The following is a 25,949-nucleotide window of genomic DNA, read 5'->3' on the forward strand; positions in this document are numbered from 1 at the left end:
TCCCGCGCACCAATACGCCCTTTATTAGTTTGATTTTTATACTCTGTTATAGTTGATTAAACATCCCTTTAAGATAATATCTCTTTCATCGTCTGTCATTTCACCTAACTTTAATGTAAATGGTTTTAATTCGCCCTCACCAACTACATATGCAGGTATATCTGACTTCTTGTCCTTAACAGCTTCTGCAATGTTAGGTACAAAAATATAGTCATCTTTCTTAAATGGAAGTTCTTCCTGTTCATAAATAAATGGAAGCATACCCCAGTTAATAAGGTTTGAACGATATCTCTTTGTAGCATATTCCTGTGCAATGTTAGCCCAGCCGCCTAAAACTTTCTGACATGATGCAGCCTGTTCTCTTGCTGAACCGTCACCTGGTTTTACAGCATAGATTGTGCTACCAACTCCAACATTGTCTTTATTTACATCAGGGAACTGTCCCTTGATTGTTTCCATGATTGCTTTATATTCATCTGAATAATCGCACATGCACTTGCCTTCTTCTCTAGCTTTTTCAACCTTCTGAACTTCCTTGGCCTTGCCTACATATTCAGGGTCTTTTCTTGAAAGTGCAAACTCTGCAAGTCCTAAAGGATTTGATCTGTATGAAGATGTTTCTCCTGAAGGAATAAGTTCGTCAGTTGTTGTTACAGGGTCATGAATTTCTGATACAACTTTAAGTAAAAGATTGTCTGTAAGTGCAACCATTTCAGGCCAATCCTTAATGTTTGGTCCAAACTGAATTTCAGTATCAGGGTCTGCAACGCCATGTGAGTCAAATACTCTGTTTGCATAAATGCTACTATCAAAGTGGTATGTACGATTCTTAAATTCTACATCAACATCTGTAGCTGCTGTTAAATAACCCTTGTTGGCTGCTGTAGCTGCAATAGATCTTGCATCCATAAGTGCAACTGATGAAATCTGACCATTCTGTAATTTACTGCCTTCTCTGTTAGGGAAGTTTCTTGTTGAATGTCTGATACTAAATGCATTATTACTTGGTGTGTCACCTGCACCGAAACATGGTCCACAGAATGCTGTTTTCATAACTGCTCCTGATTCCATAATTGATGCTGCTGCACCGTTCTTTATAAGTTCCATGTATACAGGCATTGAAGCAGGATATACACTAAGTGTAAATTCATCAGCACCAATGCTCTTTCCATCAAGAATATCTGCTGCTGCACAAATATTTTCAAATCCACCACCTGCACAACCTGCGATGATACCTTGATCAACATATAACTTTCCGTTTCTGATTTTGTTAGTAAGCTTGTAGTCAACCTGACCATCTAATGAAACTAAAGCCTTCTTTTCAACATCTCTTAAAATATCTTCAAGATTTGCATTTACTTCTTCAATTGTATATGTGTTACTTGGGTGGAAAGGCATTGCTATCATAGGTTTAATCTTTGATAAATCTACATAAACCATTCCATCGTAGTATGTAACTTCTCCAGGATTTAATTCCTTGTATTCATCTACTCTTCCATGAATGTCATAGAATTCCTTAATCTTTTCATCTGTTCTCCAAATTGATGATAAACATGTTGTTTCTGTAGTCATTACATCAACACCGATTCTGAAGTCTGCACTAAGACTTGACACACCAGGTCCAACAAATTCCATAACCTTGTTCTTAACATAGCCCTTGTCAAATACTTCGCCGATAATTGCAAGTGCAACGTCCTGTGGTCCAACTCCCTTTGCAGGTTCCCCTGTCATGTAAATTCCAATTACTTCAGGTCTGTTAATGTCGTATGTCTGTGAAAGAAGCTGTTTTACTAATTCAGGTCCACCTTCACCCATTGCCATAGTACCAAGGGCACCATAACGTGTATGTGAATCAGAACCAAGAATCATCTTTCCACCACCAGCTAACATTTCTCTCGCAAACTGATGAATAACTGCCTGATGAGGTGGTACATAAACTCCACCATATTTCTTTGCGCATGTAAGTCCAAACATATGGTCATCTTCATTAATTGTTCCACCTACTGCACATAAACTGTTATGACAGTTTGTAAGTACATAAGGAATTGGGAATTTTTCAAGTCCTGACGCCCTTGCTGTCTGAATAATTCCAACGAAAGTAATATCGTGAGATGTTAATTTATCAAACTTAATCTGAAGCTTGTCCATGCTTCCAGATGTGTTATGATCCTTCAAAATTCCATAAGCAATTGTGTTCTTGCCTGCTTCTTCTTTTGAAAGATACTTACTTCCTAATTTACTTTTTAAAAGTTCTTCGTTTCCGTCCTCAATAACTTCTGTTCCGTTAATGAGATACGCTCCGCCATTTGATAATTTGATCATTTCTGCCTCCTACGTTTTACTAACCTTTCAGTTCTTTTAAGTATACAAAATTTAGGGCTTATTTTCAAGTAAGATTGATGGTTATAGCACCTTTAAGTGACGTTACTTTTTTATTTTTCATACACAAAAGATAAACCGTATAAAAACGATTCATTTTTAAACGTAAAGAGGTCACTCCAAAACTACAAACTGTTTTGAAGGGACCTCTCCTTTTTGATATATGGCTTATCTAAATTTATTTTCTTTTAAGTTTCTTAAACTGCATGTATTTAACCTTAATTCCAGCTAAAACATCTTCAAGTTTGATATTGTATGCACCCTTGTCTAACTTAACCTTGCAAAGTTTTTGAGTAATCCAGTTACCGTCTGTACCGTTTGTCTGAATAACTACCATGTTCTCGCCGTTTGCATTTACATTTACAGTAGACTGAGCTAAGTTTGATTTCTCAAATGCAATATTTACAATGATTGTGTATTCTGCATCTTCTTCTACAATCATTGTTGCTTCCTTGCCACCGTTGAACATAACCTTGTTGTCTTCTGCTAAGTTAAACTGTTCATATTTTGCTTCACTTACAGGAACTGAAGGATAATGATTAGCAACGTCTGTGTCAATTAATTCTCTTTCAATTACCTGTGCACTAAGAATAAAGTTACAAATGTTAATTGCTGCTCTTTGAAGTTCTCCAACTGTTAAAGTTCCTGCTTCAACTGAACTTTCTGTATTATCGTTGTTTGAGTTTACCTCTGCGCCATTGTTGTTTACAACCATGTACACATCATTCTGTGAGCGAACCATATCTCTTGTGTCCTGATTTGATTCTTCTCCACCGAAGGCAACGTCATTCATCTTTGCCCACCAGTCAGTCATTACAATACCTTTGTATCCCCATTCTCCACGAAGAACTGTTGTGCAAAGGTCATAGTTTGATGCAGCCCAATGTCCGTTAATAGGATTGTAACTTGTCATAAGAGTCATTACAGTGCCTTCTTTTACAGCCATTTCAAATGACTTTAAGTAAATTTCTCTAATTGCACGTTCTGAACAAACAGCGTCAATCTTAAATCTATGTGATTCCTGTCCGTTTAAGGCAAAATGCTTAATTGTTCCCCATGTACCACCATCCTTAATACCTCCTGTTGAAGCAACTGACATTGTTGCTGAAAGGTATGGATCTTCTGAATAATATTCAAAGTTACGTCCGTTAAGTGGATGTCTGTGAATGTTTACACCAGGTCCAAGTAAAGTATCTATCTGATTTGCTCTTAATTCTTCACCTTCCATTGTGTAAAGTTCTCTTACTAATGGGGCGTTCCATGAAGCTGAAAGAGCTGTTCCAATTGGAAGCTGTGTAGCTTTTCCGTCATATCTAAGACCACTTGGTCCATCTGCACAACATGCTGCAGGAATTCCATAATTAAATAATGCATCTGAAATTCCACCAAAAGCTGAAGCTGTACCCTGAGTTACTCTAGGGTTACTCATACCTTCGCCTCTTACAATCTGTGCTAATTCTTCAACTGAAAGCTGTGCTACAAAATCTTCAATTGTGTTCTTTCCTTCATATACATCCTGAAGAGTAATTCCCTTATCACCTGTAATTTCCATTGTTTCTGGTAAATTATCTTCAATTCTCTTTGTCATGTCTACTGTTGGCTTCTGTGAAGGGATGTATTCTTTTTCAAAAGTTCCGTCAGCCTTCTGTTTGCCCGGTTTTAAAATAGTTAAGTTTTCGTCATTTGGGCAACAAACTTCTGATAACTGCTCTGTAACTACTAATTCTTCAACATTGTATGTAAGAACTTCTTTTACGTTTCTTACACTGTTACCTACATATATTACATAGTCACCTGCTTCTAAAACGTAGCTGGACTTATTTCCTGTAACTCCACTGTCATCATAGGAAGCCATGTCTTTTACAGCAAATTCAATTTCAACTGTCTGGCTTTCTGATGGTGCAAGCTTATTTGTTTTAACATAAGCACAAAGTTCTTTTGCAGGCTTTCCTAACTTGCCCTGTGGTGCGCTGTAGTAAACCTGAACAACTTCTTTTCCTGAATATGTATCACCTGTGTTTGTAACTTTCGCCTGAAGTTTAACTTTTTCGTCTTCTACCTTTGCAGATAAAGTTTCAATATCAAATGTTGTGTATGACTGTCCGAAGCCAAATTCATAGACAACCTTTTCAGGTGCAAAAGTTTCGAAATATCTGTAACCAACATAAATATCTTCTTTATAAAGATTTGTAAGTGGATTTCCGAAATTCTCATGTGATGGGTAATCTTCAAGGTTCTCAGCAATTGTGTCAGGTAACTTACCACTTGGTGTCTCTTTTCCTGAAAGGACGTCAACAACTGCGTTTCCACCTTCCATACCACCTGACCAAACGTATGCTACTGCCTTAACCTTGCCGTTAAACTGTGGATTATTAACCCACTTCATATCAATTATATTAGAAACATTTAACACAACTACTACATCTTCAAATGCTTCTGTTATGTTTTTAATATTAGAAATTTCTTCTTCTGTTAATAAATAACTTCCCGCTCCGTTATAGTTATCTTTGTCTTCTCCTGCTGTACGTCCAATAATGTAAACAGCCTTGTTTGATACCTGAGCCTGTTTCTTTGCGTACTCTACAGTAATGTCCATGTCTTTCTGGAACCAAGGCTCGCAAGCCCAGCCGCCGCCACCATTGTCAAATGGATGGTCCTTAAGCCATTCTACATAATCATTTGCAAGTTCTTCATTAATATTAAGATTGCTGTTTTTGAAACCATCTATAATATTTGTAGCATATTCTACCTGAACAGCTCCACCTGAACCGGTTCCACTTCTATAATATTCTAGCTGTGGTCTACCAAAAACTGAAATCTTATCCTCTGTTGAAAATGGGAGTACCTTGTCCTGATTCTTTAGTAAAACAATGCCTTCAACTGCCGCTTCTCGGCTTTTTTCTGCGAATCCCTTAACAGGAACGCCCCTTAAATTCTCGCTCATTCAATTTTCCTCCAACTTTATTATCCCTTAACATAATTAAATTCAATGATTTCTTCATTAAAAATCTCACGCTAAATATCTATAAATCACTATATCATAGGGAAATGGGAATTACTAGATTTTATGGGCAGAAAAATGTTTTTATTAGCGTGGATTTGCCGCTTTTCCGAAAACATTTTTATTTCTGTTTTTTATTAGCGTGAAAAGGCATTATACATAATGTCGGTCTGTAATTGTAACGTTTTTATTTTTAAATATAAAATACTTTTTATTACTTTTTTTAAAGAAATAATGTCGCCAGAGACATTATTGGTGCCGAATGCGCTAATCCCAACACTGTATTTTTATCACGCACTATATTTTAACACTATAAAATCTTTTTCCCATATTTAATATAAAATTTATTGGATAATTATTATAAATTTTCAAACTTTTTTTGGTTATGTTTACCCTTTGTAATTTATTGCTTTAACGCGCTAAATAAGTTACAATTAAATTACTATGTGTAGTTAATTTTTCAAAAAATTTTACTACAAAATGAACGTAGGAAAGGAACTTAAACAATGGGAAAATATTTTCAAGAAGATATTGAAACTGCCTCAAGAGAGCAGATTAATCAATGGCAAAACGACGGACTTTTAGATGTAGTAAAAAGAGTATATGAAAACGTACCTTTTTACAGGAAAAAAATGGAAGCTGTAGGAGTTACTCCTGATGACATCAAGTCAATTGATGACATTTCAAAATTACCTTTTTTAACTAAGGATGATTTAAGAGATGCTTACCCATATGACTTAATGGCACTTCCTCTTAAGGATTGTGTGCGAATTCAGTCAACTTCAGGTACAACCGGAAAACGAGTAGTTGACTTCTACACACATGGAGATATTGACAAATGGGAAAACGGTTGTGCAAGAGCAATTGTTGCCGCAGGTGGTTCAGACGAAGATGTAGTTCACGTTTCATACGGTTATGGACTTTTTACAGGTGGTGCTGGATTAAACGGTGGTTCTCATAAAGTTGGAGCCCTGACTCTTCCTATGTCATCAGGGAACACAGACAGACAGCTTCAGTTTATGACAGACTTAGGTTCAACTATTCTTTGCTGTACACCAAGTTATGCTTCATATTTGGCAGAATCAATTGAAGAGCGGGGAATCAAAGATCAAATCAAATTAAAAGCCGGTATTTTCGGTGCAGAAGCATGGTCTGAAAAAATGAGACACAGTTTGGAAGAAAAGCTTGGCATCAAAGCGTACGATATTTACGGTCTAACAGAAATTGGAGGGCCAGGTGTTGCTTTTGAATGTGAAGCTCAGGAAGGCATGCATGTTTGCGAAGACTATTTTATTCCTGAAATAGTTGATCCTGATACACTTGAACCACTTCCTGATGGAGAAATCGGCGAATTAGTATTTACAAGTTTTGCTAAGGAAGCCTTTCCACTTATCAGATATCGTACAAAAGATATTACATACATTACAAGAGAAAAATGTAAATGCGGACGTACACATGCAAGAATTCACAGACTTATGGGTCGTTCAGATGACATGCTTATTATTAAAGGCGTTAATGTTTATCCTTCACAAATTGAGGAAGTTCTTATTAAACAGGGCATGCCTGCAAACTATCAGCTTATTGTTGACCGCGTAAACAATAGCGATACAATGGAAGTTTTAGTTGAAATGACTCCTGAAATGTTCTCTGACACAATTAGCGACATTGAAACAAAAGAAAAAGATATTGTTGCCGCCCTTAAGAGCATGCTTGGAATTTATGCAAAGGTAAAACTAGTAGAGCCAAAATCAATTGCCCGTTCAGAAGGAAAAGCTGTTCGTGTTATTGACAAGAGAAAAATTTAATATTTTAGGAGGTCAGTTATGTATATAAATCAGATTTCAGTTTTTATAGAAAATAAACCAGGCAACCTTGCCAAGTTTACAAACTTTTTAGCAGATAATCACGTTGACATGCGTGCTTTTGAAATTGCTGATTCAAGCGATTTTGGTATTATTAGAATAATTGTGGATAAGCCATTAGATACACTTACATTGTTAAAAGATAACGATTGGATTTGCAATCTTACACAGGTTGTTGGTATGAAAATTCCCGATGAACCAGGTGCCATGGCAAAAACAATGAACATTCTTGCAGAAGCTGGTGTAAGTGTTGAATATGTTTACACATTCCTTGCAAGAGGAACTGACGATGCACTTATGGTTTGTCGTGTTAAAAACAATGACAAAGTTGCAGCCATTATGAAAAAGAATGGTGTGAAATTAGTTTCACAGGAAGATCTTATGAAGATGTAATGGTTCTTCAAGGTAATATGGAGGGGCGACCTAATCGGTCGCCCCTTGTTTATTATTAGTTCAAAAAAAGAGACACCGCTAAGTTTTTAACCTTAGCAGCATCTCTTTTTTATTGCTTTACGTTTTTGGGAGATTCCCTAATATTAGTTATTTTCTTATTTGTTCTGCTCTTTTTCGAGCTTTTTCTGTTTTTTATTTTGCTCTAATTTCTTTTTGGCTTTTTCTTCCTGACGTTTCTTCTTTTCTTCTGCTTTCTTTTCCTTCTCCTCGGCTAGTTTCTGCTTCTTTTTCTCAATCGCTATTGTATCCACAGTACCTGAATTAAGTTTTTTACATGCAGAATATGTATAATTGCGTCTTGTTGAAAATTTTCCAAAAGTTGAACTTTTTGTTGCAAACTCATGCATTTTTGCTAATCCATTTTTGTCTGCATTCAACTTGTCTGTACCTTTGAAATAATCTATTGTCTGTTTTGCCACTTCTCTTGCCGTATTAGGGCTCTGCCAAAACATATCTGCGAAATATACAACAAGCGCCGGATTTTTTAATTTATATGTATTCTTTGCAATACTTACAATGTTATTAACGTCTTTTTTCACCTGCGATTTCTGAACCGCAACGCCATTTCCACTTCCAAGAAGTGCTTTTACAACCGTAATTTCCTTGTCAGTAAATTTACGCTTTGTACTTTCCCAGTTGTCTGATGAAGTGATATCTGCAATAAATTTCTTTGCATTTTCTTCTCGCTTTTTGCCATAATAAACGCTTTTTGCAAGATTAAATGCTTTATCCTTATCAGCAGCATATATTTCTTTCAAAAGATTGTGAGCTCTCTCGCCATACCACTGCCATGCGCCAACGGTAATTGTCTTTTCGCCTGCAAATCTTGACAACTTGTTTCTTGCGGCTCTAAAATCTCCCGATTCATTATGTGAAATCAAAGAAATTGATGCGTCAACCAAGCTATTGCCCGTTGTACCAATACTTGCATTAATTGCCTGCTTCAAAGCCTGATCTAAAGCTTCCTGCTCTTTTTTCTTCTCTGCTGCAACATACTCTTTGTATGCTTTCGTGGTCATTGCCTTATGAGATTCGATTCCAATATTAATTTCTTTCACCGAAACCCAACCTGTTACAGTTTCGCTTCTTTTAATTTCTGCTTTCTTATAATCCTTGGAAAACTTAACAATTGGGTACTCACTATTCTTATAGCAAACACCAATTACAGTGCTTTTGCTTTTCTCACTGTTTCTTAAGTTTGTATTTCCTTTATGGAAACTTGCTGTAACGTTTTTATTTTTCAGCAAAAAAGGCTCTACTTCTTTGTCTACCAATAAATCTTTTTCACCAATATAGCCTGTTACTTTTCCTGATTTTATTTTGTAAAAATTGTTAGAATACTCAATTACTTTAACAGCCGAATTGTTTTTGATATAGCCTGCTGTTTTTGACTTTTTATTATCCTCTGACTTAATCTTTGTAAAATCGTCATCCCTTGAATTCTTAACAATTCCTAAATCTTCTACTTTTAATTTATATTTATCAATTTTTGTTAATTTTTTCTTTTTGGAATTTTTCTTGTAGAACTTTATAATCTTCTTCTCTGATACCTTGTCTACTTCAAAAACGCCATCATCGACTATTTGATTCTCAGATGAATGTTCCAATACCTTCTGAGTTGTGGATATAGTATGAGTATTTGCCGAAACCGGTACGGAACATATAGTCATCGCTGAAATAGCCAATATACATACTTTCTTTCTCATTTATAACACCTCGATTTACTATTATAGAACTCTTTTTTTCAAAAATCTATAATAGATATTTTTTTAACAAAGTTTGTTGAATCTTTTCTGTTTTTCTGTTTATTTTTTTATTTTGTTTCTCTATTTTTATACATAATCTGACATGTGTATAACATAAAAAGAGGAAGCCTAAGCTTCCCCTTTCTACGAAAGCAGTCTAAAATGTCACTCTACATTCTATGCTGCCCTGCTTATTATTATTCTTTATTCTTATTATTTTTGTCTTTATTCTCCCTCTAGTTTTTCCTTTCGGTTTTGATAAATCTAGTATCTCCCCTATTTTTAATAAATCCGGTATCTGTCTTTCCAGATTTATTAAAGTATTTTTTCAGCTTGTTTTTGTAAGTTTTCATTATCCCTTTTCATTTTCCGTTCTACTGTCTAATGTCAACAAGTCCGTTTGAGATAACATTGTCACTTAAGTCGGTTTTTTCATCTGTAAAATTCAATACAGTGTATTTAAGCATATCCTCGTCCACAATAAATCCCATATGAACTGTTTTAGTTTCACCCGGTTTGATTGCAGCAATTGAATTGTGGATACCATTATTCTTCACATCCCAGTAAATCATCTCATCAAAACTATACGCTGATGTTTTCTCAATGAAATCCCACTTGTCGTTCTTACCCGGAGTTTCTTCATAAAGTTCAATGTTGTCACCGCTATCCTCTAAATACATTACATTAGCACCATAGCAAAAATCTCTAATGGTCTTGTTTGTATTGTTTGTGTACTGAACAGTTGCATAAATAAATTTCTGATTAACCTTGCGTGACTTAACAACCTTATCTATACTATTTTCACCATCCCCACTCTTGTAGTATTTAATTGTGTCCTGTAAAAGATTTCCTTTTGAATCAATTACCTCGCTATAGTTTTTCTTATCAGCTCCTAAAATGTTAAGGTTATCAAGAATTTTTACATCTGTAACCTTGCCAGTTAGGAGTTTATTTTCATCATCAGCCCCACTTTCCTTAAAGCTACCGCCAACCTTAGTTAAATTAACTTTAGCCTTATCCACACTTGTAACTTTAGCTGTAGTGTCTGCTGCCTCAAGTTTTCCCTGCGCCACACTGTCACTGTAATCTACAACCGCTCTGTCAGCTACTTTTGATTCAACAAGTTGTACACCTTCGGCTATTTTAACGGCTTCATCTTTTGAAATATCTTCACCTAGATTTAACTGGACTACATAATGCTGTTTTTCAAAGTTAATGTACATTATCTTATCCATGGAATAACTTTCATCATTCATTTTTGTTGTTTGTACATAAACGCCATCGTTATCGCCTATTTTCAGGTCTTCTTTCTTTAATACGTTTGTATCTAAAATTTTGAATTTGTCATTCCCTTCTGTCATCTTGTAAATTGTAGGAGTTATCGCCTTTTGGTTTACATCACCCTTTAAATTAAATTTTCCATCCTCGCTGTTTCTCACAACACCTTCAGGAAGATAGTTCATTTTTAGACTTACATTTTTAATTTTAAGATTTTCAGTTTTAGTAGCCTTTTTTGTGTCATCTGTCTGTACTTTAACTGCATATTTATTTACTTTATGTGAGTACATGTTTGCAATTTTTGAACCACCAAATACCGTTGTTCCCACAGCCATTGTTGCCACTAAAGCAACTGCTGCCACTCTCTTTGGAGCATATTTTCTCTTTGTTTTTATCTGTTTATTCACTTCTTTTTCCACCATCACTTTCATACTTTCGGGCATTTTAGGAAACTGGCTTTGTAAATCTTCCAACTTCATATTTATTCTGCCTCCTTTAATTCATTTTTCATTTTTGCTCTGGCTCTTGTCAATCTATTTTTTACAGCGCTTTCTGTTGTTTTCAATATCTCGGCAATATCCTTAACTTTGTAACCATCTAAATAATATAACGATACGCAAATACGTTCATTTTCACTTAGATGTCCGATTGCATTGTACAAATCCGTATAATCCTTATGCTCTGTCGTCTGACTTTTCATCATATAATCCTCTAATGACACTACTTTTTTCTTCTGTCTGATAACGTTGTAGCACTCATTTATTAGGATTCTTACCAACCATGTATCTACATATTCCTCTGACTTGAGTGTGTGGATTTTACTAAAAGCTTTAACAATTGTCTCAGAAATTGCATCGGCACAATCTTCATCGTCAAAAAGCATTGACTTTGCTATATGATACAGTTTTTCCTGAGACTCAATTATTGTCTCACCTAACTTTTCTTTTTTCATACTGTTTGTACGTCCTTCCTGATGATCATCTTTTTTTGTATACATTAATTAGACGGTGTGGGGTGGAAAAAGGTCTCGAAAAAATTTCAAGGAGTTGAATGCAAGAGTAACTTCTGGATGCCTTTGGATTTGGCTATCCTTTTCGTATCCTCCTGTCTGTTTTCCCCGGTTAAGTGTTGTCCTTTTTTTCTTTTCTCAGGCATTTTTTCCTCCAATCTCAGGAGGATACATACCTATTATATCATTGTGAGTATATGTCTCCTGACGAATTTGAAAAATTGTACGAGAGGGCTAAATCTCTGCCGGCTGCTTAGCTGACAGAACTTCTCATTTTATTTTGTGCTAAATCTTGACATAGCACCAATCATCTGGAAGCTTCCGGTGAAGAGCGACTTTCTTATCTGATAAATGAATATCATGAAACAAACCGCTCCATCGACAAAATTCTAAACCACAATTTTTCGACAGATGCGCCTGAAGAAAGCTAAACCCGACGATCACAAGACCGTCGGGTTTTTCGTTTTCTCACTATGTATTTACTTTATTTTTACACTTGTTTTTACATTTGTTCCGTCCAGGGATGTGTTTTATTTAGGAAGTTTTACTTCGCTCTGATCACTTTTTTAATCTGCGGTCCCTGACCATTGCTCTTACTTAATCCTGTATTCATATAAATATTCAGCTTCTTACCAGTCTGTGCTCCCTTTGGCAGCCATACAGTGTAGCTTTTCTTATTGCCTTTTGTCCATGTATCACCAATCCTCATACCGCCGATCTTCGGAACTTTCTTCTTCAATGTTACTTTTACTTTGTATTTTGTCCATGTGTACGGTTTATGGTAAACCGGTGGGTACCAGTAATTTCCACTCCAGTGTCCTGGAGATGTCCAACCTCTTACTTTTATCTTTTTCTTCTGTACAATCTTAATAGACTTCACAGCCGGTTTCACTGCCGAACCAGTCTTCAATGTCACTACGTCAGACGGTGTACCGGTTGTTCCATTCGCATAAGCCTGCGTACGGAACTTATAAGTTGTCAACGGTTTCAGATTCTTTACTGTAATTGCTTTATAACAATTATAATCTTTCACCGTTTTTACAGTTGTCCACTTACCACCTTTATAAATCTGAATTCTAGCATTTGTACCCATCATCTTCGTGGATCCTACGGTTACTTTTGCATAATTATAATAAGTCACTACTGTAGGTTTTTTTAATTTCTCTGCTGGTACATAAAGATTTGTTGTATAAGTCTTTCCATTCTTTGTTTTGAAGGTAAGCCAACTCTGTCTACCAGCTTTAATATTATAGATTGGAACTTCGCCATGAGCAACCTTGTTGCTGTTATAGTTCCATGTCTTTCCAGAAATATGATCGTATACTTCTACGATTTTATCATCGGAATTTGCAGGTACCGTCTCTGCAACGACTTTTATGTTTCCTAACTGTGATTTCTTTACTTCTTGATGAGAACATTTAATCTTCTCAGCCGAAATATAGTTATGTCCATTCAGATTAAAATCAAAAATTGCCGGGTAATAAGCACCTTTGCTAGTAGATATACATACATAATATATTCCACGCGTTAGTACCTTTGCTCCAGGCTCCCACGCCTCTTTGCCATTGTATTGTGAGGATCCTTCGCTATAGATTTGATTATTATTAGAGTCATAGACACGAATGAACGTACGATTCTGTCCGAAATAAGTTGCTCTTTCTGTGTTAACAAGGTGGAAGCTTGGATCAATCACTGCTTTGTCTGCAACATTAAACTTGTACCAACGTTCATCTGTTCCCGTTCCTGTCAGACCTTCATAAAGACTGTACGGATGTCCAGATAACGGAATCTCATATGCTGTATCTTTTGTAAGACCAATCTCGTCTTCTTTGAATCCGATTTTTTGATCAATGAATTCTTCGCTGATAGTAATATCCGTATAAGCTGCTGCATCTTTTGTAAATACCACTTCACAGGCCTTTTCTACCCACTGACACGGATATAAATAAAGTACATTTGCATCCTTTACTGCTGTAGCCATACGGCTGGCAACTTCATGACCGCCTATCCATAATTTCGTATGGTAATTCCGTATAGGAATATTGTGCGAAAATGTTACTTTCATCGGCCGCTGTGTATTATTTGTTACTTCAATATGCTGTTCAGGCCCATCTGTTTTCTCAAATTGTACTATTTGTGATTCTTCAGATTTAAATTCCACTGAGTGCGTAACAGATTCCGCTTTCGCTCCAATATCAGCTGTGAACCAGCCACCTACAACCAGGGCGCATATCAGCAATCCCTTCAGTAAATAGTTACCTATTCGTTTCGACTTTAATTTCCTCATAACTTGTCCCTCCTTCTTATCTTCTTTTAATAAGTTCCAGAGTATCTTTTAAAAACGACACAATTTTTCTAGTTAAAGTATAACAAATGCATTCGTTTTTTACCCTGTACTCAAGGACAGGTTTTCGTTATTTTACTGAAAATTTCAGTATGTAAACAAATATTTTCTGAACAAAGTGCGAATATTATTGAATTTTTTCCCAGCTACTGGGAATGATAAAGTTTTTATTTGTCACTGCGATCGCCAGCCGCGTCTTATTGGCATAACCGGTTTTTGACAAAATATTAGAGACATGGAATTTCACCGTTCTTACGGAAATGTTCATCCGCTCTGCGATCTCGCTGTACTCAAGCCCATCGCACACAAAGCGAAGCACTTCTATCTCTTTATTGGTAAATTCTGAACTATCCGCGAGACCAAGCTGTACGCTGGGTGTTTTATCTGGAAATACACTTTCCCCGTCCATCGTCCGATTAATCACATCAATCAATCGCTCAGGGCTAATATCCTTATACCAGAAGCTGTCTACTTTCGCCTCTCTTGCCCGCTGCAAATATCCGACTTCCACCATGGAAGTTACGATAATGATTTTTATATTTGGAAACTCTGCCTTTATTTCTGCTGCCGCTTCGATCCCATCTTTATTTCCAGCTGTGCATACGTCCATCAACACAAGGTCGATCCGCTGTCTTCTACATATAGCAAGGGCGACATCCGCCCCATTTACGCTTGCCGCAAACTCATAATTATTGCTCTCTGAGATTACTCTCTCCATATTTTCACGGGGCATCCTCTGATCCTCTACAATTAATACCTGTTTCATGCTCTCTCCTCTTGAAATGTAATCGTCAACGCAAAGTACGGAAATGACTGTATTCGCATTTCTCCACCATAGTCAAATACATGTCGGGAAATATTATACAATCCGCCTTTTGGAACGATCTCTTTATCCGGCGCTGCTCCATTATTTGTGATGCAAATGCTGTATTGATGATTTTCATTTTGCATCTGGATGGAGAGCTCTGTCGCACCGGCATGGCAGACGCCATTTGTCAGACACTCGCGCATTGCAAGGATGCAGATACTAGCCAGTTCCTCTGACTCCGGCAAATCTCCCACACACACCACTTCTACGCCAAGTGTCTTTGCATCCTGCAGAAATCTTTCAAAATCGCCTTCTTCCAGCGGATATTGGTTGTCGTTCCAGATTGCATTTACGGCGTGGCGAAATAAGCGCACCTCCTCTTTATCATCTGCATTCTCCTGTGTCAGACTCTGTCGGATCGCAGTCAGTCCGGCTCCCATCTGATCGTGAAGCTTTGTCTTTGCCGCAAGTACTTCACGTTCACGCGTCAAGATTAACACATTATCCGACAGATAGCGGAGTTCTTTTGCTATTTCTTTTAACTGTTCGGTCTGCTTTGTCAGATTTATTTTTTCTTCATATTTTTTTGTAATATCCAGGAAAATAGCTTCTGTATAAGCCTTTCCTTTCCGGTCTGTCACTTCATTTTCCCGATAGCTCCATGCCTTCCCGTCAGGAAAAAGGTAGATTTCTTTGTTGTTAATCCGGCTCACACCATAACGCTCACACAGGCACAGTGCCTCTTTTAATTCCTCTTGCTTTTGCAAATCTCTGTGAGCGATTGTTTGAAATAGGCGATACATCTGTTCATTGCAAAGTTTCACATATCCATCTTCTGTAAAATAACAGATTCCAATGGGCAATACATTCATCGCCTCTTTAATAGAATTCTGTCGGATTTTTTCTTTTCTTGTACGATGCAGCCAAAATCCTTCCCAGATAAGCAATCCATCGATCACACCGACGATGCACCACCAAATCCACAGTGAGACATCCGGCATTTGAAAATAAGCTGGTTTTCCTCGCTCTGCCTCGTAAGAATAGGCCAATGCATTTACAAGAAGAAACAAAAATACGAAGATTGCGATATTCATATGCCACTTTCGATTGTCGATCTTCATATCGTGGAAAACAAGAAGCAAGATCAAACTCGCCACGAGACTTAATAATATTGCCAGCATCAAAAATGTATGCATTACGATTCACCTGCCTTTTCCACTGTAAATACAAATCGCCATATGCCATCTTCGCATGTGCAGGACTGTGCCATTTCTGAAAAACAGGCAAGATTGGCTTCGCTTTCGATCTCCATACAGAATAGAATATCCTCACTCTGACTGCGGAGCTTTATCCACACCGAAGCGCAGCTGTCTACACATTTTTCCACTACATTTTCAAAAAATTGATACATAACAACAGCATCTCTTACATAGATTTTCTCCCCTTCCGGGAATGAGCATGCGCAGTCAATATCTAACAATCGTAAACTGGAAAAGGATTCCTCTATACAGGCTTCCAGCTCGACAACGTCTGATACTTTTGATTTTTCTTCGATAAACTCTAGATTTCCGCGTCTTTTTATATATGTTCCAATGAGGCTGATTTTCACTAAAAGGCTACGGCTTTTCTCCAGCTCTTCTTCCTCTTCGTAACGGTTGAGCAATTCATTTAAAAGATTGATCTGTTTGGCAGTCTGTGTCTGCAGTTTGTCGAATAAGCGGTTTTTCTCACGCAGCATATTGATGGCTGCCTTCGTCTGATAATTTTCCTGCTCGATACAGTTACTTTCTTCGATCGTCTTTCTATTTTCTTCCATTCTCTCAAGAAGCTTAATAATGTCTTCCATATCTTCCTGCCAGAGAACATGACCGCCACGAATTGTTCGATTCTGGATCCGCGTCTTTTTATCGATCACCACATCCTTCTCCACCGCATCCTTCATCGTCTTTTTCGATAATGGCATTGCATTCGCAGACGCATAACAAACGTTGTAATTCTGATCCGTGATCTGAGCACCCAATGTACAGACTTCAAACAGTTGATCGTACCCAGTATTTGTCTGGATCAATCCGCAGCGCACACAGCTTTCCAGTATGCCAACGAAAAACAGACATAAGACAGCGGTAATGTCTCCACCAATTTCCTGTACCCACGCCACACCGCTTATGAAAAGCACTGCATAGAGAACTGCAGCGCCGATTCCCAAAAGGGGAAGGTATTTCTTTTTCTGTGAATGCCTGCACTTGTAAATCATTAGAACAAAAGCAGTTAGAGCGCAGACTACTTCCCAAACCAACACCACATAATAGCCCCATCCGTATGTATAATGACTATCTGACCACGCAGACCCTACCGGAAAAGAAAATACGAGCTGGTGCAAATCATTGGACAGCACAAGCAGAACTAAGGCAGCTGTTGGAATATATACTCCTTTTAACCATTTAGGCAACCGATATTCTTCCGACTTTCCGAGAAAGAATGCTGCCTGCAATACTGCTACAGGAATGAACAACATCGGTATGTAATAGCTATACCACAAGTAACGCGCGATCTGGTTATCCATTGTGAAAAAATATTTTGTCGTGCGCACAACAAACCAGAATATGATCAATTCTGCTATAAAAATCAATACATTCCGCACCGATTTCTGAATAACTCTTTTATAAATGCTGATGCCCCATCCGATATATACTCCAACGTAGATCATTGTCCGCAGCATACCACATATAATGCGGAGCGAACTTATTTTTCCTAATCTGCGACAGAGCAATGCCGCGAGCATACATAGCAAAAAGAGCTGGATATTCAACTGTTCACTGGATTCGTTTTTCTTTTTCATTAACGTATTCAAATGTATTCCTTTACTGTATTATTCTATATTTTCTATCACTTCTATCTTACTATATTTGCACAGTTTCGACCACATAATAACGCATTTCATACCATCGTTGAAAAAAAAAGTACTCTTTATTGCTACTTGCTTTACTTTCATTGATGACACCGGAGGTTGTACTAGTGGTACAGATATTCTGTTATCAGGTATGTTCTGTCTTACAACAGGTTCTTTTTGTATCGAATTTACTTTCGGCTGTTGTACACTATTCACATCAGTTCTATTAACTATCGGCTCAGCTTTTTGTGTTTTAGAAGAAATATTAGAACTTTGCTTTTGTACATTTATATTTTGTTTTTTACTTGATTGTGTACTGACTGATTCTAACTGTATGTCCGACAATAACTGTTTAAAATTATATACATTAAAAGATGAAGAACTGTTTAAAAACTTCATCAGTTTAGCAACATAATCACAATTTTCAGTCTGATCAAATTGATTTAAATGTTGGGCGATACATCCTTTTCTTTTTCAATTGGTGTCAAATTGGTGTCAAACCATAAAAATAAGGCTCTCCCACATTCGGGAAAGCCTTTAAAAATCATTATTTTATTCTACTGTATATGGCATTAATGCGATATTTCTAGCTCTCTTGATTGCTGTTGTAAGAGCTCTCTGATGTCTAGCACATGTACCTGTCATTCTTCTAGGAAGAATTTTTCCTCTTTCAGATACGTATCTCTTTAATGTTGCTACATCTTTATAATCGATTGCCTTATTTTCGCTTGCACAGAATGCACAAACTTTTCTTCTTCTACGACCGCCTCTTCTTCTCATTGGAGAATCTGGTCTTTCACTCTTATTATATGGCATAACTTGACCTCCTAATTTAATTAAAAGTTGAATGGTAATCCTGAATCGTCTACATTATCAGGAATGTTCATAAAACCATCTCCTGCTGGAGCTGTTGGTGCTGACGCTGCAGGTGCCTGAGCAAATCCTGCGTTATTATCAGACGCTGCTTTGCTTTCTGCAAACTCCTGATTTTCTACAATTACTTCTGTAGTGTAAACTGTCTTACCATCTTTGTCCTGATAACTTCCAGTCTGAATACGACCTTCTGCTACGATTTTAGTTCCCTGATGGAAGTACTTTTCTGCAAACTCACCGCTTCTACCAAATGCTACACATCTGATAAAATCTGCTGTCTGCTCTCCATCTCTTTTGAATCTTCTGTCTACTGCTAATGTATATCTAGCAATAGCTAACTGATTGTCACCTGATGTTGAATATCTAACTTCAGGATCACGAGTCAAACGACCCATTAGTATAACCTTGTTCATATTAAATACCTCTCTATCTTAACTATGCTTCTACTGCAACAGTCATGAATCTAAGGACATTTTCCATAATACGAAGCTGGCTTTCTATTTCGCTTGGAGCGTTTACATTATCAGTATCAAATGTGATGAAGTAATAGTAACCTTCTGACATCTTCTGGATTTCATAAGCGAATTTCTTCTTTCCAGCGTCATCAATGTTAGCAATAGTACCACCAAACTTTTCAACAAAAGCTTTTACCTTGTCAAGTTCTGCAGTTCTTCCTTCTTCTTCAAGTTTTGCACTAATAACAACTGTCATCTCATATTTGTTCATGCGTTTACCTCCTTTTGGTCTCTGGCCTTTCTACCTATAAGTAAAAAAGCAAGGAAAAATTATTTTTTTCACGAATACACATAATAACATAAAAAAGTCCCTAAATCAAGGACTTTTCTACATTTTGTTTAATTTTGTGTATTTAATTTTCAATTGATTATAATTAAAACTTATTTAATTATAATTAATTGGTTGAATGCAAAACTAACTTCTGGATTGGTTGCATAAAACAGAACTTCGAAATTCACTTAAGGTATTATTCCGAAATTATCTTTTTTACACTTTTTTCAAATGTTTTCCGCGGAATCATTACTATTCTATCACATCCACAGCACTTCAATTTAAAATCCGCCCCTGTTCGTATGATTTTCCATTGGTTTGTTCCACAGGGATGGCCTTTTTTTAGCGTTACTATATTTCCAATATCGTACTCCACTATTTAACTACCCTTCCTATTCCAACAATGTGTTTTGTGTTGTTATAATTTATTGTTTTACCACCTTTTTCTACAACTTTACCATTTCCGGCATACATTGACACATGGTAAATATCTAATGTTCTTCCAGGTGTGCTATACATTACCGCACTATTGTAATCGCCATAGAAAATAAGGTCACCTGGTTTCATATAGTTGTATCCTATATAACCGTAGTATACTATCTGATTTTTACCTTTTAAGTAGTCAAATAACTCTCCTGCTGTATATGCCCAGGAAGTGCTACCCAACTTCTTGTTGTAATTTTTGTATACCTGATATCCCTTCCATACTAATGATGAACAATCATAATACCCATACTGCATACGTTTTCCCTGATTGTATTTCCAAGTATTAACGATTTTCTGTGCTTTAGAAATTATTGTTTTCATACCTGTGGCTGCAACTTCCACACGATATGTCTTTGTATAGCTACCAAGTTTCACATCTACAAATGTTACCCCTGAACCTTTTCCTTTGATTTTTCCGTTAGCATCAACTGTTGCAACTGCAGTATTTCTACTTTTATATGTAGGTGTAAGGCCTGTAATACCATCAATTTTAATCGTTGTTGTTTTCTTCTTTGCTAAAACAGCTTTAATTGACTTAAATTTAGGATTGTAAACTGTGTAATTTACATTATATTTTTTTCCATCAACAGTTGCCTTAATCACACCTGAACCTGCCTTGTTTCCCACTATGCTAGCTTTATTGTGATATTTTACAATAGATACATGCGGTGCATGTGACATATCCCATGTTATCTTACTGTATTTCGACATTCCGGAAAAAGATATGTACTGCTGTCTGTTCGCTCCCATGTTAGGTCCCATTAGCACAAGATTCTTTGTGTTAATTCCGGGTTCTGTTACATAAACGGTATTGTTATATGTTGTTGTTTTTCCTGTCTTATCTGTTACTGTAGCCGTAATAGTTGTTTTTCCTGTTGTTCCTGTTTTGGCACCAGCCACTATTACGTTGCTGACATTGTTTGGCTTTGACAATATTTCATCATCCTGAGTAGACCAAACGCATTTTTTTACGTTATCTGAATCTAAATTTGCAATCTTAAATCGTATTATCTTATTCTTAGCCCATGTAATTCTTTCGTATTTTATATTGTTCTTAGTTGTTAAACGTCTAATTGCTGTAGTTTTTTTGCTAACTGAATTATCCAAAGCTGTCTGATTTTCTGTATTTGGAGTAACTGTAACTGTGCATGTTGCATATCCTTCAGAATTTTCTGCTGCAATGGCTACTGTTCCCGGATTATGCGCCTTTATTAATCCATTTGCATTAACTGTTGCAATGTGATCATTGTTTGAAAAATACTTAACTGTTTTGGCTGATGTTGGCTGTAACTGATATGTGCTTCCCTCTACCAAACTTACATTATAAGTATTTAATGTAACTCGTTTTGAACTGTCAGGAACTGTAACCTGACAATAATAATTTTTCTTTTTATAAGTAGCTTTAATTGTTGCTGTTCCGTAATTAACGGCTTTCAATTTACCCTTTTTTGATACGGTAACTGCAAACTTGTTAGAAGTTTTCCATTTAATCTTTGCATTTTTTGGTGCATTGACAATTTTTAATTTATGCTTCTTTCCTTTTAGTAATGTTATCTCTGACGTTGACATTGAATATGTTGTTGCCGCCTTTGCTTTGTATGGAACATTACATAAAGTTATAACCATTGCCAGCACTAAAACTGCACTTACACATTTACTGATTATTGTTTTTTGTTGTTTCTTCTGTTTGTTTACCTGTTTGTTCGTTAGTTGTTTCATTTGTTTCGTTTTCACCTTGCACTTTCCACTCTTCTATACTGCGTATTCCTGTTTCATTGCTTTCGTCATAAAATATCTCGACTTTACTTCCCGGTTGAACAAAAACAATTGTTTCATCATCAGAAAACTTCATCTTATATACATTACCGACATTACTTGTAATGTACACATAGGTTTCTCCTGACATATTTATATATTTAATATCCTTAACAGTAACCTGCTCATGCTTGTACTGTTGTTCAATATTTTTGTTCTTATCTGAACTTGTTTTTACACCATTTTCTTTTATAAGTTTTCTGTAAGTATTTAATGTGTCTTTTTGACTTGTTCCTGTTGCAACAATACTGTATTTTTTTACATCAACCAATGCATATTGTTTTACAAGATTTCCTTTGTCCTTCAACACCATAAAATAAGTTGGTCTTCCATCAATATTTATTAAAGATGGAAATGCTGCATCGTAGCCAAGATTCTGTACCTGACCTTCTGCGGCTTCCATGGCTGAAAACTCTTCTGCTCCTGCCACGTTAAAATATTTTGCCTTGCCCGTTCTGGCATTAACCATCACAAAGCCAATATTTGAAGAATCATCTATAACAGAAGTTACTCCTGTGTAAATCCAAACATCATTATCAATTACTTTGTAGCCGTAATCTTCTGTTGCCTTCTTGCAGTCCTTTTGACCGATTACGCTGTTAATGAATCCGTCTGCTAACATTCCATGCCAGTTATACTTCTGTTCAATTAAATCTCCATCATATACTCTGTCAACCCAATTAGGCACATCCTTTAAGTCATATTTCTTAGTTTCACCTGTACATGGATCACATATAACAACTCCATTAACATCCATACCGCCAAACATGCCTACTCTTGCAGTCATTGTCGGGCAGATATAATATGGTTTGCCATCTTCATCTAACTCAAAATAATAGCCTTCAAATATTGCTGTTGGATATTTAAATCTTAAATGTCTTTCCAAATTGTCATTAAACCAGCCTGATTCTGTGTATTTAATTGGCTTGTCTAATTTTACATAATTAGCTTCAAACTTGACAGCATCAACCAACACATAACCGGGAATTCCGTTTTTTCTATTATTAAACCATTTGAAAAAACCCGCATATTCCAAAGATGCCACTTTCATCGGTTCACCTTTTAATGCAATTTGGCTGTAATCACTTCCAATCTCATACTGACTTACTACATCTGATAATGCTCCGATAGCTCTTTGTCCAACTACCTTTGCACTATCTGTGTCCATTAAAGCTACGTCTGTTATTGTATCTGTTTCTTTTATAGTGTCTTCAAATTTTGTGTTCTCTATATCTATTAAAGATGAATATCTGCCTGCGTTAAATATCTTTGCAGAAATTACATTTCCAATAATTACAATTATTACCGCCAACAGAATAATTATACCAAATATCTTTGATACAATATTGTACTGAATTTTTGCCTCTTCAAAATTAGGAATTTTAAATGTAAGCAAAAAGAATGCTACTATAAAGAATCCCTGAAACTCCCAAAACTCCATAGAATGAATATTCAATGGTGGGAGAAATGCATAAAATGCTAAAAACTCAATAACTGCTACTATAATAAATGAAATTATTATTTTCTTAATTGGTGGTTTAGTCTTTGAAACAAAACCTCCCGTTGTATTTCTTCCATATCTTCCTACAAACATATAACGTTTCCTTCCCATAATAATCGGCAAATTCTGTTTCTAATTTTAGCCCACTATTTTAATGATACCACAGCAGTACACTAAAATCCATAGTGGAACGTTTTTTGTATAATCAGGAATTCTAAAAGAATTTCTGATTATACAAAAAAAGAACCGCTCACATGAACGATTCTTAAGAGGCGCAAACCAGATTTGAACTGGTGATCAGGGTGTTGCAGACCCGTGCCTTACCACTTGGCTATTGCGCCTTATATTTAGAACCCCTTTATTATATCAAGGGTTCTTGTTATCGTCAAGAAATAAAATTCTTAACGGAAGTGACTCCTACGGGAATCGAACCCGTGTTACCGCCGTGAAAGGGCGATGTCTTAACCGCTTGACCAAGGAGCCATATAAAGCTGTTTGTTTCTTAACAGCTTTAGTAGTCTATCAAATGTATTTTTATTTGTCAAGAGTTTTTTATATTTATTTTTATATTATTTTCATTGTTATAATCTTTATTCTTAGCTGAAGATTCCGCTTATATAATGCTGAATAATGTTGTTATCATAAATCAGACTTAGCAATCCATTCTCTGATATTCCTGTACAAATCTGCTGTCCCCAACTTGTTGCGCTGAATGCTGTTACAACAATGCAGGCAATCCATATAATTACTAATGATTCGCCTAAACCTATTAATGCCCCACCAATAGTGTTGAACGTTCTAAGAACAGGCAACTTAGCGATAATATCTAAGGCATGAACTACAATCTTCACAAGAATTGTTAATATAACAAATAAAATAATAAAGGTAACTGCATTCATAACCATATCAGTTAAAGACTCAGCTATATATTCTGAAAAAGTAGTTACTTTCAAACTTGCATAACTTTCCTCAGTGTTATTTTCATTAAGCGTTGCTTTTATTTCCTTTGGTAAAGGCAATTTTTCAATAATTTTCTTTTGAGCACCAACACCTGTTTGTGTTACACTTTGTGCTGATGATTCTATGTTATTACTAACATATTCCTCTATTGTGTTTTGTATGCCTGTATAAATTGGTGTTGCTTTCAACAACTGCTTAGTTGGAGGTGTCAAAATATTAACCAATAATAAAACTACTACTACTGATATAAGTGAAAATGCCATCTTAAGCATTCCTCTTTTTAAGCCGATTGCCGTCATTGCAACCATAAATATACCTACTATTATTAATAATGTATTTCCCATTAGTATTCTCCTTAAAGAAATTTCCTTTTCTTTTTGTTATTCCGTTAATCTGATTTTTTAAATTATTTTGTTCTTTGTCTTTTCCCTTATCTTTTTCGATTCGTTCTTATAATTTGTATAATCTATCTTAAACAACTTTATAAGATTTTTCTGTTTTCACACAATTAATTTTTTATTTTAATTTAACTTTCTGTATTTTTGACTTTGTCATAATAAGAAAAGTTCTTGAACCATCAATTGGAATAATTGCATTTACTGCTCCATTAAATGTCACCTTAAACTTCTGAACTCCATCAAAAGATATAATCTGACAGTTCATGTCATCGTACATTAAAACATTATCCCCTGAAAAAGAAACATTATCATATTCTAATTTGATTTCTTTTTCCATTTTTTTGTTTCCATTCAAGTCATAAACCTGTATTCTGTATGGGAACTTACTATTAGTATTTTTTAGAATCACGCCCACATACTGGTCACTATAAAATATTTTCTGAATCTCTTCATTTATTTTAACATCTTCCCTTAATGAAGGTTTATTTTTAAATCCATACAAAGACAGAATGTTCTCACCTGCTGCTACAACATCATCGTTTGTTACAAATTTTACCGTAGGTACAATAACCTCTTTGTACTGGTCAAACTCTCCCACTATTTTGTCAGTGGAATTTTTACCTGCATTAGAAAAATTGTAAAACACAACTCTGTTACTCATAGAACCGTTATTGACAGTTATATATGATACTGCCATTTTGTCCCCATCTTTTGATATTGAAAAATCAAGAGGATATCCGTTTTCATCTAAAAGGGTTTTGTGAATAACCAACTTATTTCCGTCTCTGTCATAAACTTCTATATAATTGGCATCTTTATCTTCTGACAAAACAGCTATAACGCCCTGCTCTGCAACTTCCACTTTCACAATTGGGAAATTAGTTGTTACCTTTCCCTGATTGCCATCCTGATTATATATGTAAACATCATTGCTGTTTTTGTCAGCAACAGCTATATAATCTCCACATATATCTACCATTGGAGACTTCATCTGAAAAGCTTCATTCCAAACAGTACCATCATCATCAATATAAGAAATTCCATCTCCACTATATTTGATTACGAAATCCTTATAAGATAAATATTTACTTTCTGTACTTCCATCAATCTTAATGGAATTAATTACCTTATAGTCATCGTAACTACTATATCGTTTATACAAGAATATACCAATAACTGCTACGATTGCCACCAAAACGCAAATTGCAATTTTTATTGTAAATCTATTTGTATGTTTCTTTATTACATCTATAAAATTAAAATCTAAATAAGACTTTTTAAACTGTCTTACTTTATCAGAATTTTTATTACTCTGTGCCACAATCTCACTTCCTATCTAAAATCTATAAACGATTATACAA

The 25,949-nt window shown here is 35.8% G+C and carries 19 protein-coding genes and 2 tRNA genes; 2 read left to right on the forward strand and 19 right to left on the reverse strand.

Features of this window, described 5'->3' with window-relative positions:
- Window positions 1-36: 36 nt before the first annotated feature.
- Both ACQY63_RS08220 and ACQY63_RS08225 read right to left on the reverse strand, forming a co-directional pair.
- Window positions 37-2,322: a hydratase gene (locus tag ACQY63_RS08220; RefSeq protein WP_022164885.1), complete on the reverse strand. Its 2,286-nt coding sequence runs from the start codon at window positions 2,320-2,322 to the stop codon at window positions 37-39.
- 235 nt (window positions 2,323-2,557) lie between these two features.
- Complete coding sequence (locus tag ACQY63_RS08225) at window positions 2,558-5,323, reverse strand: glycoside hydrolase family 3 protein (protein ID WP_022164884.1); 2,766 nt, start codon at window positions 5,321-5,323, stop codon at window positions 2,558-2,560.
- Window positions 5,324-5,886: 563 nt separating this feature from the next.
- Here ACQY63_RS08225 and ACQY63_RS08230 point away from each other — a divergent pair.
- Window positions 5,887-7,185: a phenylacetate--CoA ligase family protein gene (locus ACQY63_RS08230; protein ID WP_022164883.1), complete on the forward strand. Its 1,299-nt coding sequence runs from the start codon at window positions 5,887-5,889 to the stop codon at window positions 7,183-7,185.
- Window positions 7,186-7,203: 18 nt separating this feature from the next.
- A complete protein-coding gene (locus ACQY63_RS08235) occupies window positions 7,204-7,635 on the forward strand; it encodes an ACT domain protein (protein WP_022164882.1) in 432 nt (143 codons plus the stop codon).
- A gap of 155 nt (window positions 7,636-7,790) precedes the next feature.
- Here ACQY63_RS08235 and ACQY63_RS08240 read toward each other — a convergent pair whose 3' ends face one another.
- The 17 genes from ACQY63_RS08240 to ACQY63_RS08320 form a co-directional block, all read right to left on the reverse strand.
- On the reverse strand, window positions 7,791-9,401 hold the full coding sequence (locus tag ACQY63_RS08240) for a nlpC/P60 family protein (RefSeq protein WP_022164881.1): 1,611 nt from the start codon (window positions 9,399-9,401) through the stop codon (window positions 7,791-7,793).
- A 413-nt stretch (window positions 9,402-9,814) separates the two neighbouring features.
- The gene (locus tag ACQY63_RS08245; RefSeq protein WP_022164880.1) at window positions 9,815-11,197 is read right to left on the reverse strand and encodes a DUF4367 domain-containing protein; all 1,383 of its coding nucleotides are present in this window, start codon (window positions 11,195-11,197) and stop codon (window positions 9,815-9,817) included.
- 2 nt (window positions 11,198-11,199) lie between these two features.
- Complete coding sequence (locus ACQY63_RS08250; RefSeq protein ID WP_022164879.1) at window positions 11,200-11,670, reverse strand: RNA polymerase sigma factor; 471 nt, start codon at window positions 11,668-11,670, stop codon at window positions 11,200-11,202.
- Window positions 11,671-12,271: 601 nt separating this feature from the next.
- Entirely contained in the window at window positions 12,272-14,014 is a 1,743-nt protein-coding gene (locus ACQY63_RS08255) for a fibronectin type III domain-containing protein (protein ID WP_428245045.1), read from the reverse strand.
- A gap of 184 nt (window positions 14,015-14,198) precedes the next feature.
- Window positions 14,199-14,837: a response regulator gene (locus tag ACQY63_RS08260; RefSeq protein WP_428245046.1), complete on the reverse strand. Its 639-nt coding sequence runs from the start codon at window positions 14,835-14,837 to the stop codon at window positions 14,199-14,201.
- Complete coding sequence (locus tag ACQY63_RS08265; protein WP_428245047.1) at window positions 14,834-16,075, reverse strand: sensor histidine kinase; 1,242 nt, start codon at window positions 16,073-16,075, stop codon at window positions 14,834-14,836. The genes ACQY63_RS08260 and ACQY63_RS08265 overlap by 4 nt, the downstream gene beginning before the upstream one ends.
- The gene (locus ACQY63_RS08270; RefSeq protein WP_022165698.1) at window positions 16,075-17,730 is read right to left on the reverse strand and encodes a histidine kinase N-terminal 7TM domain-containing protein; all 1,656 of its coding nucleotides are present in this window, start codon (window positions 17,728-17,730) and stop codon (window positions 16,075-16,077) included. The genes ACQY63_RS08265 and ACQY63_RS08270 overlap by 1 nt, the downstream gene beginning before the upstream one ends.
- A 591-nt stretch (window positions 17,731-18,321) precedes the next feature.
- On the reverse strand, window positions 18,322-18,585 hold the full coding sequence (rpsR, locus tag ACQY63_RS08275) for a 30S ribosomal protein S18 (protein ID WP_022165696.1): 264 nt from the start codon (window positions 18,583-18,585) through the stop codon (window positions 18,322-18,324).
- A 20-nt stretch (window positions 18,586-18,605) separates the two neighbouring features.
- Window positions 18,606-19,055: a single-stranded DNA-binding protein gene (locus ACQY63_RS08280; protein ID WP_022165695.1), complete on the reverse strand. Its 450-nt coding sequence runs from the start codon at window positions 19,053-19,055 to the stop codon at window positions 18,606-18,608.
- Window positions 19,056-19,077: 22 nt separating this feature from the next.
- Window positions 19,078-19,368 (reverse strand): 30S ribosomal protein S6, encoded by a 291-nt coding sequence (gene rpsF / locus ACQY63_RS08285; RefSeq protein ID WP_022165694.1) that lies wholly within the window; start codon window positions 19,366-19,368, stop codon window positions 19,078-19,080.
- A gap of 256 nt (window positions 19,369-19,624) precedes the next feature.
- Window positions 19,625-19,804: a DUF951 domain-containing protein gene (locus ACQY63_RS08290; protein ID WP_302689687.1), complete on the reverse strand. Its 180-nt coding sequence runs from the start codon at window positions 19,802-19,804 to the stop codon at window positions 19,625-19,627.
- Window positions 19,804-21,633: an Ig-like domain-containing protein gene (locus tag ACQY63_RS08295; RefSeq protein ID WP_428245048.1), complete on the reverse strand. Its 1,830-nt coding sequence runs from the start codon at window positions 21,631-21,633 to the stop codon at window positions 19,804-19,806. The genes ACQY63_RS08290 and ACQY63_RS08295 overlap by 1 nt, the downstream gene beginning before the upstream one ends.
- A complete protein-coding gene (locus ACQY63_RS08300; RefSeq protein WP_428245049.1) occupies window positions 21,569-23,323 on the reverse strand; it encodes a hypothetical protein in 1,755 nt (584 codons plus the stop codon). The genes ACQY63_RS08295 and ACQY63_RS08300 overlap by 65 nt, the downstream gene beginning before the upstream one ends.
- 177 nt (window positions 23,324-23,500) lie before the next feature.
- Window positions 23,501-23,571, reverse strand: a tRNA-Cys gene (locus ACQY63_RS08305).
- A 70-nt stretch (window positions 23,572-23,641) separates the two neighbouring features.
- Window positions 23,642-23,713 (reverse strand) — tRNA-Glu (locus ACQY63_RS08310).
- A gap of 113 nt (window positions 23,714-23,826) precedes the next feature.
- Entirely contained in the window at window positions 23,827-24,534 is a 708-nt protein-coding gene (locus tag ACQY63_RS08315; RefSeq protein ID WP_022165691.1) for a CvpA family protein, read from the reverse strand.
- Between the two features lie 172 nt (window positions 24,535-24,706).
- Window positions 24,707-25,909 (reverse strand): DUF5711 family protein, encoded by a 1,203-nt coding sequence (locus tag ACQY63_RS08320; RefSeq protein WP_302689683.1) that lies wholly within the window; start codon window positions 25,907-25,909, stop codon window positions 24,707-24,709.
- Between the last annotated feature and the right edge of the window lie 40 nt (window positions 25,910-25,949).

This window comes from Eubacterium sp. Marseille-QA0814 (assembly GCF_965119675.1).
Taxonomy (GTDB): Bacteria; Bacillota; Clostridia; order Lachnospirales; family Lachnospiraceae; genus Eubacterium_G.

What these genes read in the sequence shown, in the direction of transcription:
- ACQY63_RS08220 (WP_022164885.1), bottom strand. Translation starts at nt 2,322, where the DNA reads ATGATCAAATTATCAAATGGCGGAGCGTATCTCATTAACGGAACAGAA.
- ACQY63_RS08225 (WP_022164884.1), bottom strand. Translation starts at nt 5,323, where the DNA reads ATGAGCGAGAATTTAAGGGGCGTTCCTGTTAAGGGATTCGCAGAAAAA.
- ACQY63_RS08230 (WP_022164883.1), top strand. Translation starts at nt 5,887, where the DNA reads ATGGGAAAATATTTTCAAGAAGATATTGAAACTGCCTCAAGAGAGCAG.
- ACQY63_RS08235 (WP_022164882.1), top strand. Translation starts at nt 7,204, where the DNA reads ATGTATATAAATCAGATTTCAGTTTTTATAGAAAATAAACCAGGCAAC.
- ACQY63_RS08240 (WP_022164881.1), bottom strand. Translation starts at nt 9,401, where the DNA reads ATGAGAAAGAAAGTATGTATATTGGCTATTTCAGCGATGACTATATGT.
- ACQY63_RS08245 (WP_022164880.1), bottom strand. Translation starts at nt 11,197, where the DNA reads ATGAAGTTGGAAGATTTACAAAGCCAGTTTCCTAAAATGCCCGAAAGT.
- ACQY63_RS08250 (WP_022164879.1), bottom strand. Translation starts at nt 11,670, where the DNA reads ATGAAAAAAGAAAAGTTAGGTGAGACAATAATTGAGTCTCAGGAAAAA.
- ACQY63_RS08255 (WP_428245045.1), bottom strand. Translation starts at nt 14,014, where the DNA reads ATGAGGAAATTAAAGTCGAAACGAATAGGTAACTATTTACTGAAGGGA.
- ACQY63_RS08260 (WP_428245046.1), bottom strand. Translation starts at nt 14,837, where the DNA reads ATGAAACAGGTATTAATTGTAGAGGATCAGAGGATGCCCCGTGAAAAT.
- ACQY63_RS08265 (WP_428245047.1), bottom strand. Translation starts at nt 16,075, where the DNA reads ATGCATACATTTTTGATGCTGGCAATATTATTAAGTCTCGTGGCGAGT.
- rpsR (WP_022165696.1), bottom strand. Translation starts at nt 18,585, where the DNA reads ATGCCATATAATAAGAGTGAAAGACCAGATTCTCCAATGAGAAGAAGA.
- ACQY63_RS08280 (WP_022165695.1), bottom strand. Translation starts at nt 19,055, where the DNA reads ATGAACAAGGTTATACTAATGGGTCGTTTGACTCGTGATCCTGAAGTT.
- rpsF (WP_022165694.1), bottom strand. Translation starts at nt 19,368, where the DNA reads ATGAACAAATATGAGATGACAGTTGTTATTAGTGCAAAACTTGAAGAA.
- ACQY63_RS08295 (WP_428245048.1), bottom strand. Translation starts at nt 21,633, where the DNA reads ATGAAACAACTAACGAACAAACAGGTAAACAAACAGAAGAAACAACAA.
- ACQY63_RS08300 (WP_428245049.1), bottom strand. Translation starts at nt 23,323, where the DNA reads ATGTTTGTAGGAAGATATGGAAGAAATACAACGGGAGGTTTTGTTTCA.
- ACQY63_RS08315 (WP_022165691.1), bottom strand. Translation starts at nt 24,534, where the DNA reads ATGGGAAATACATTATTAATAATAGTAGGTATATTTATGGTTGCAATG.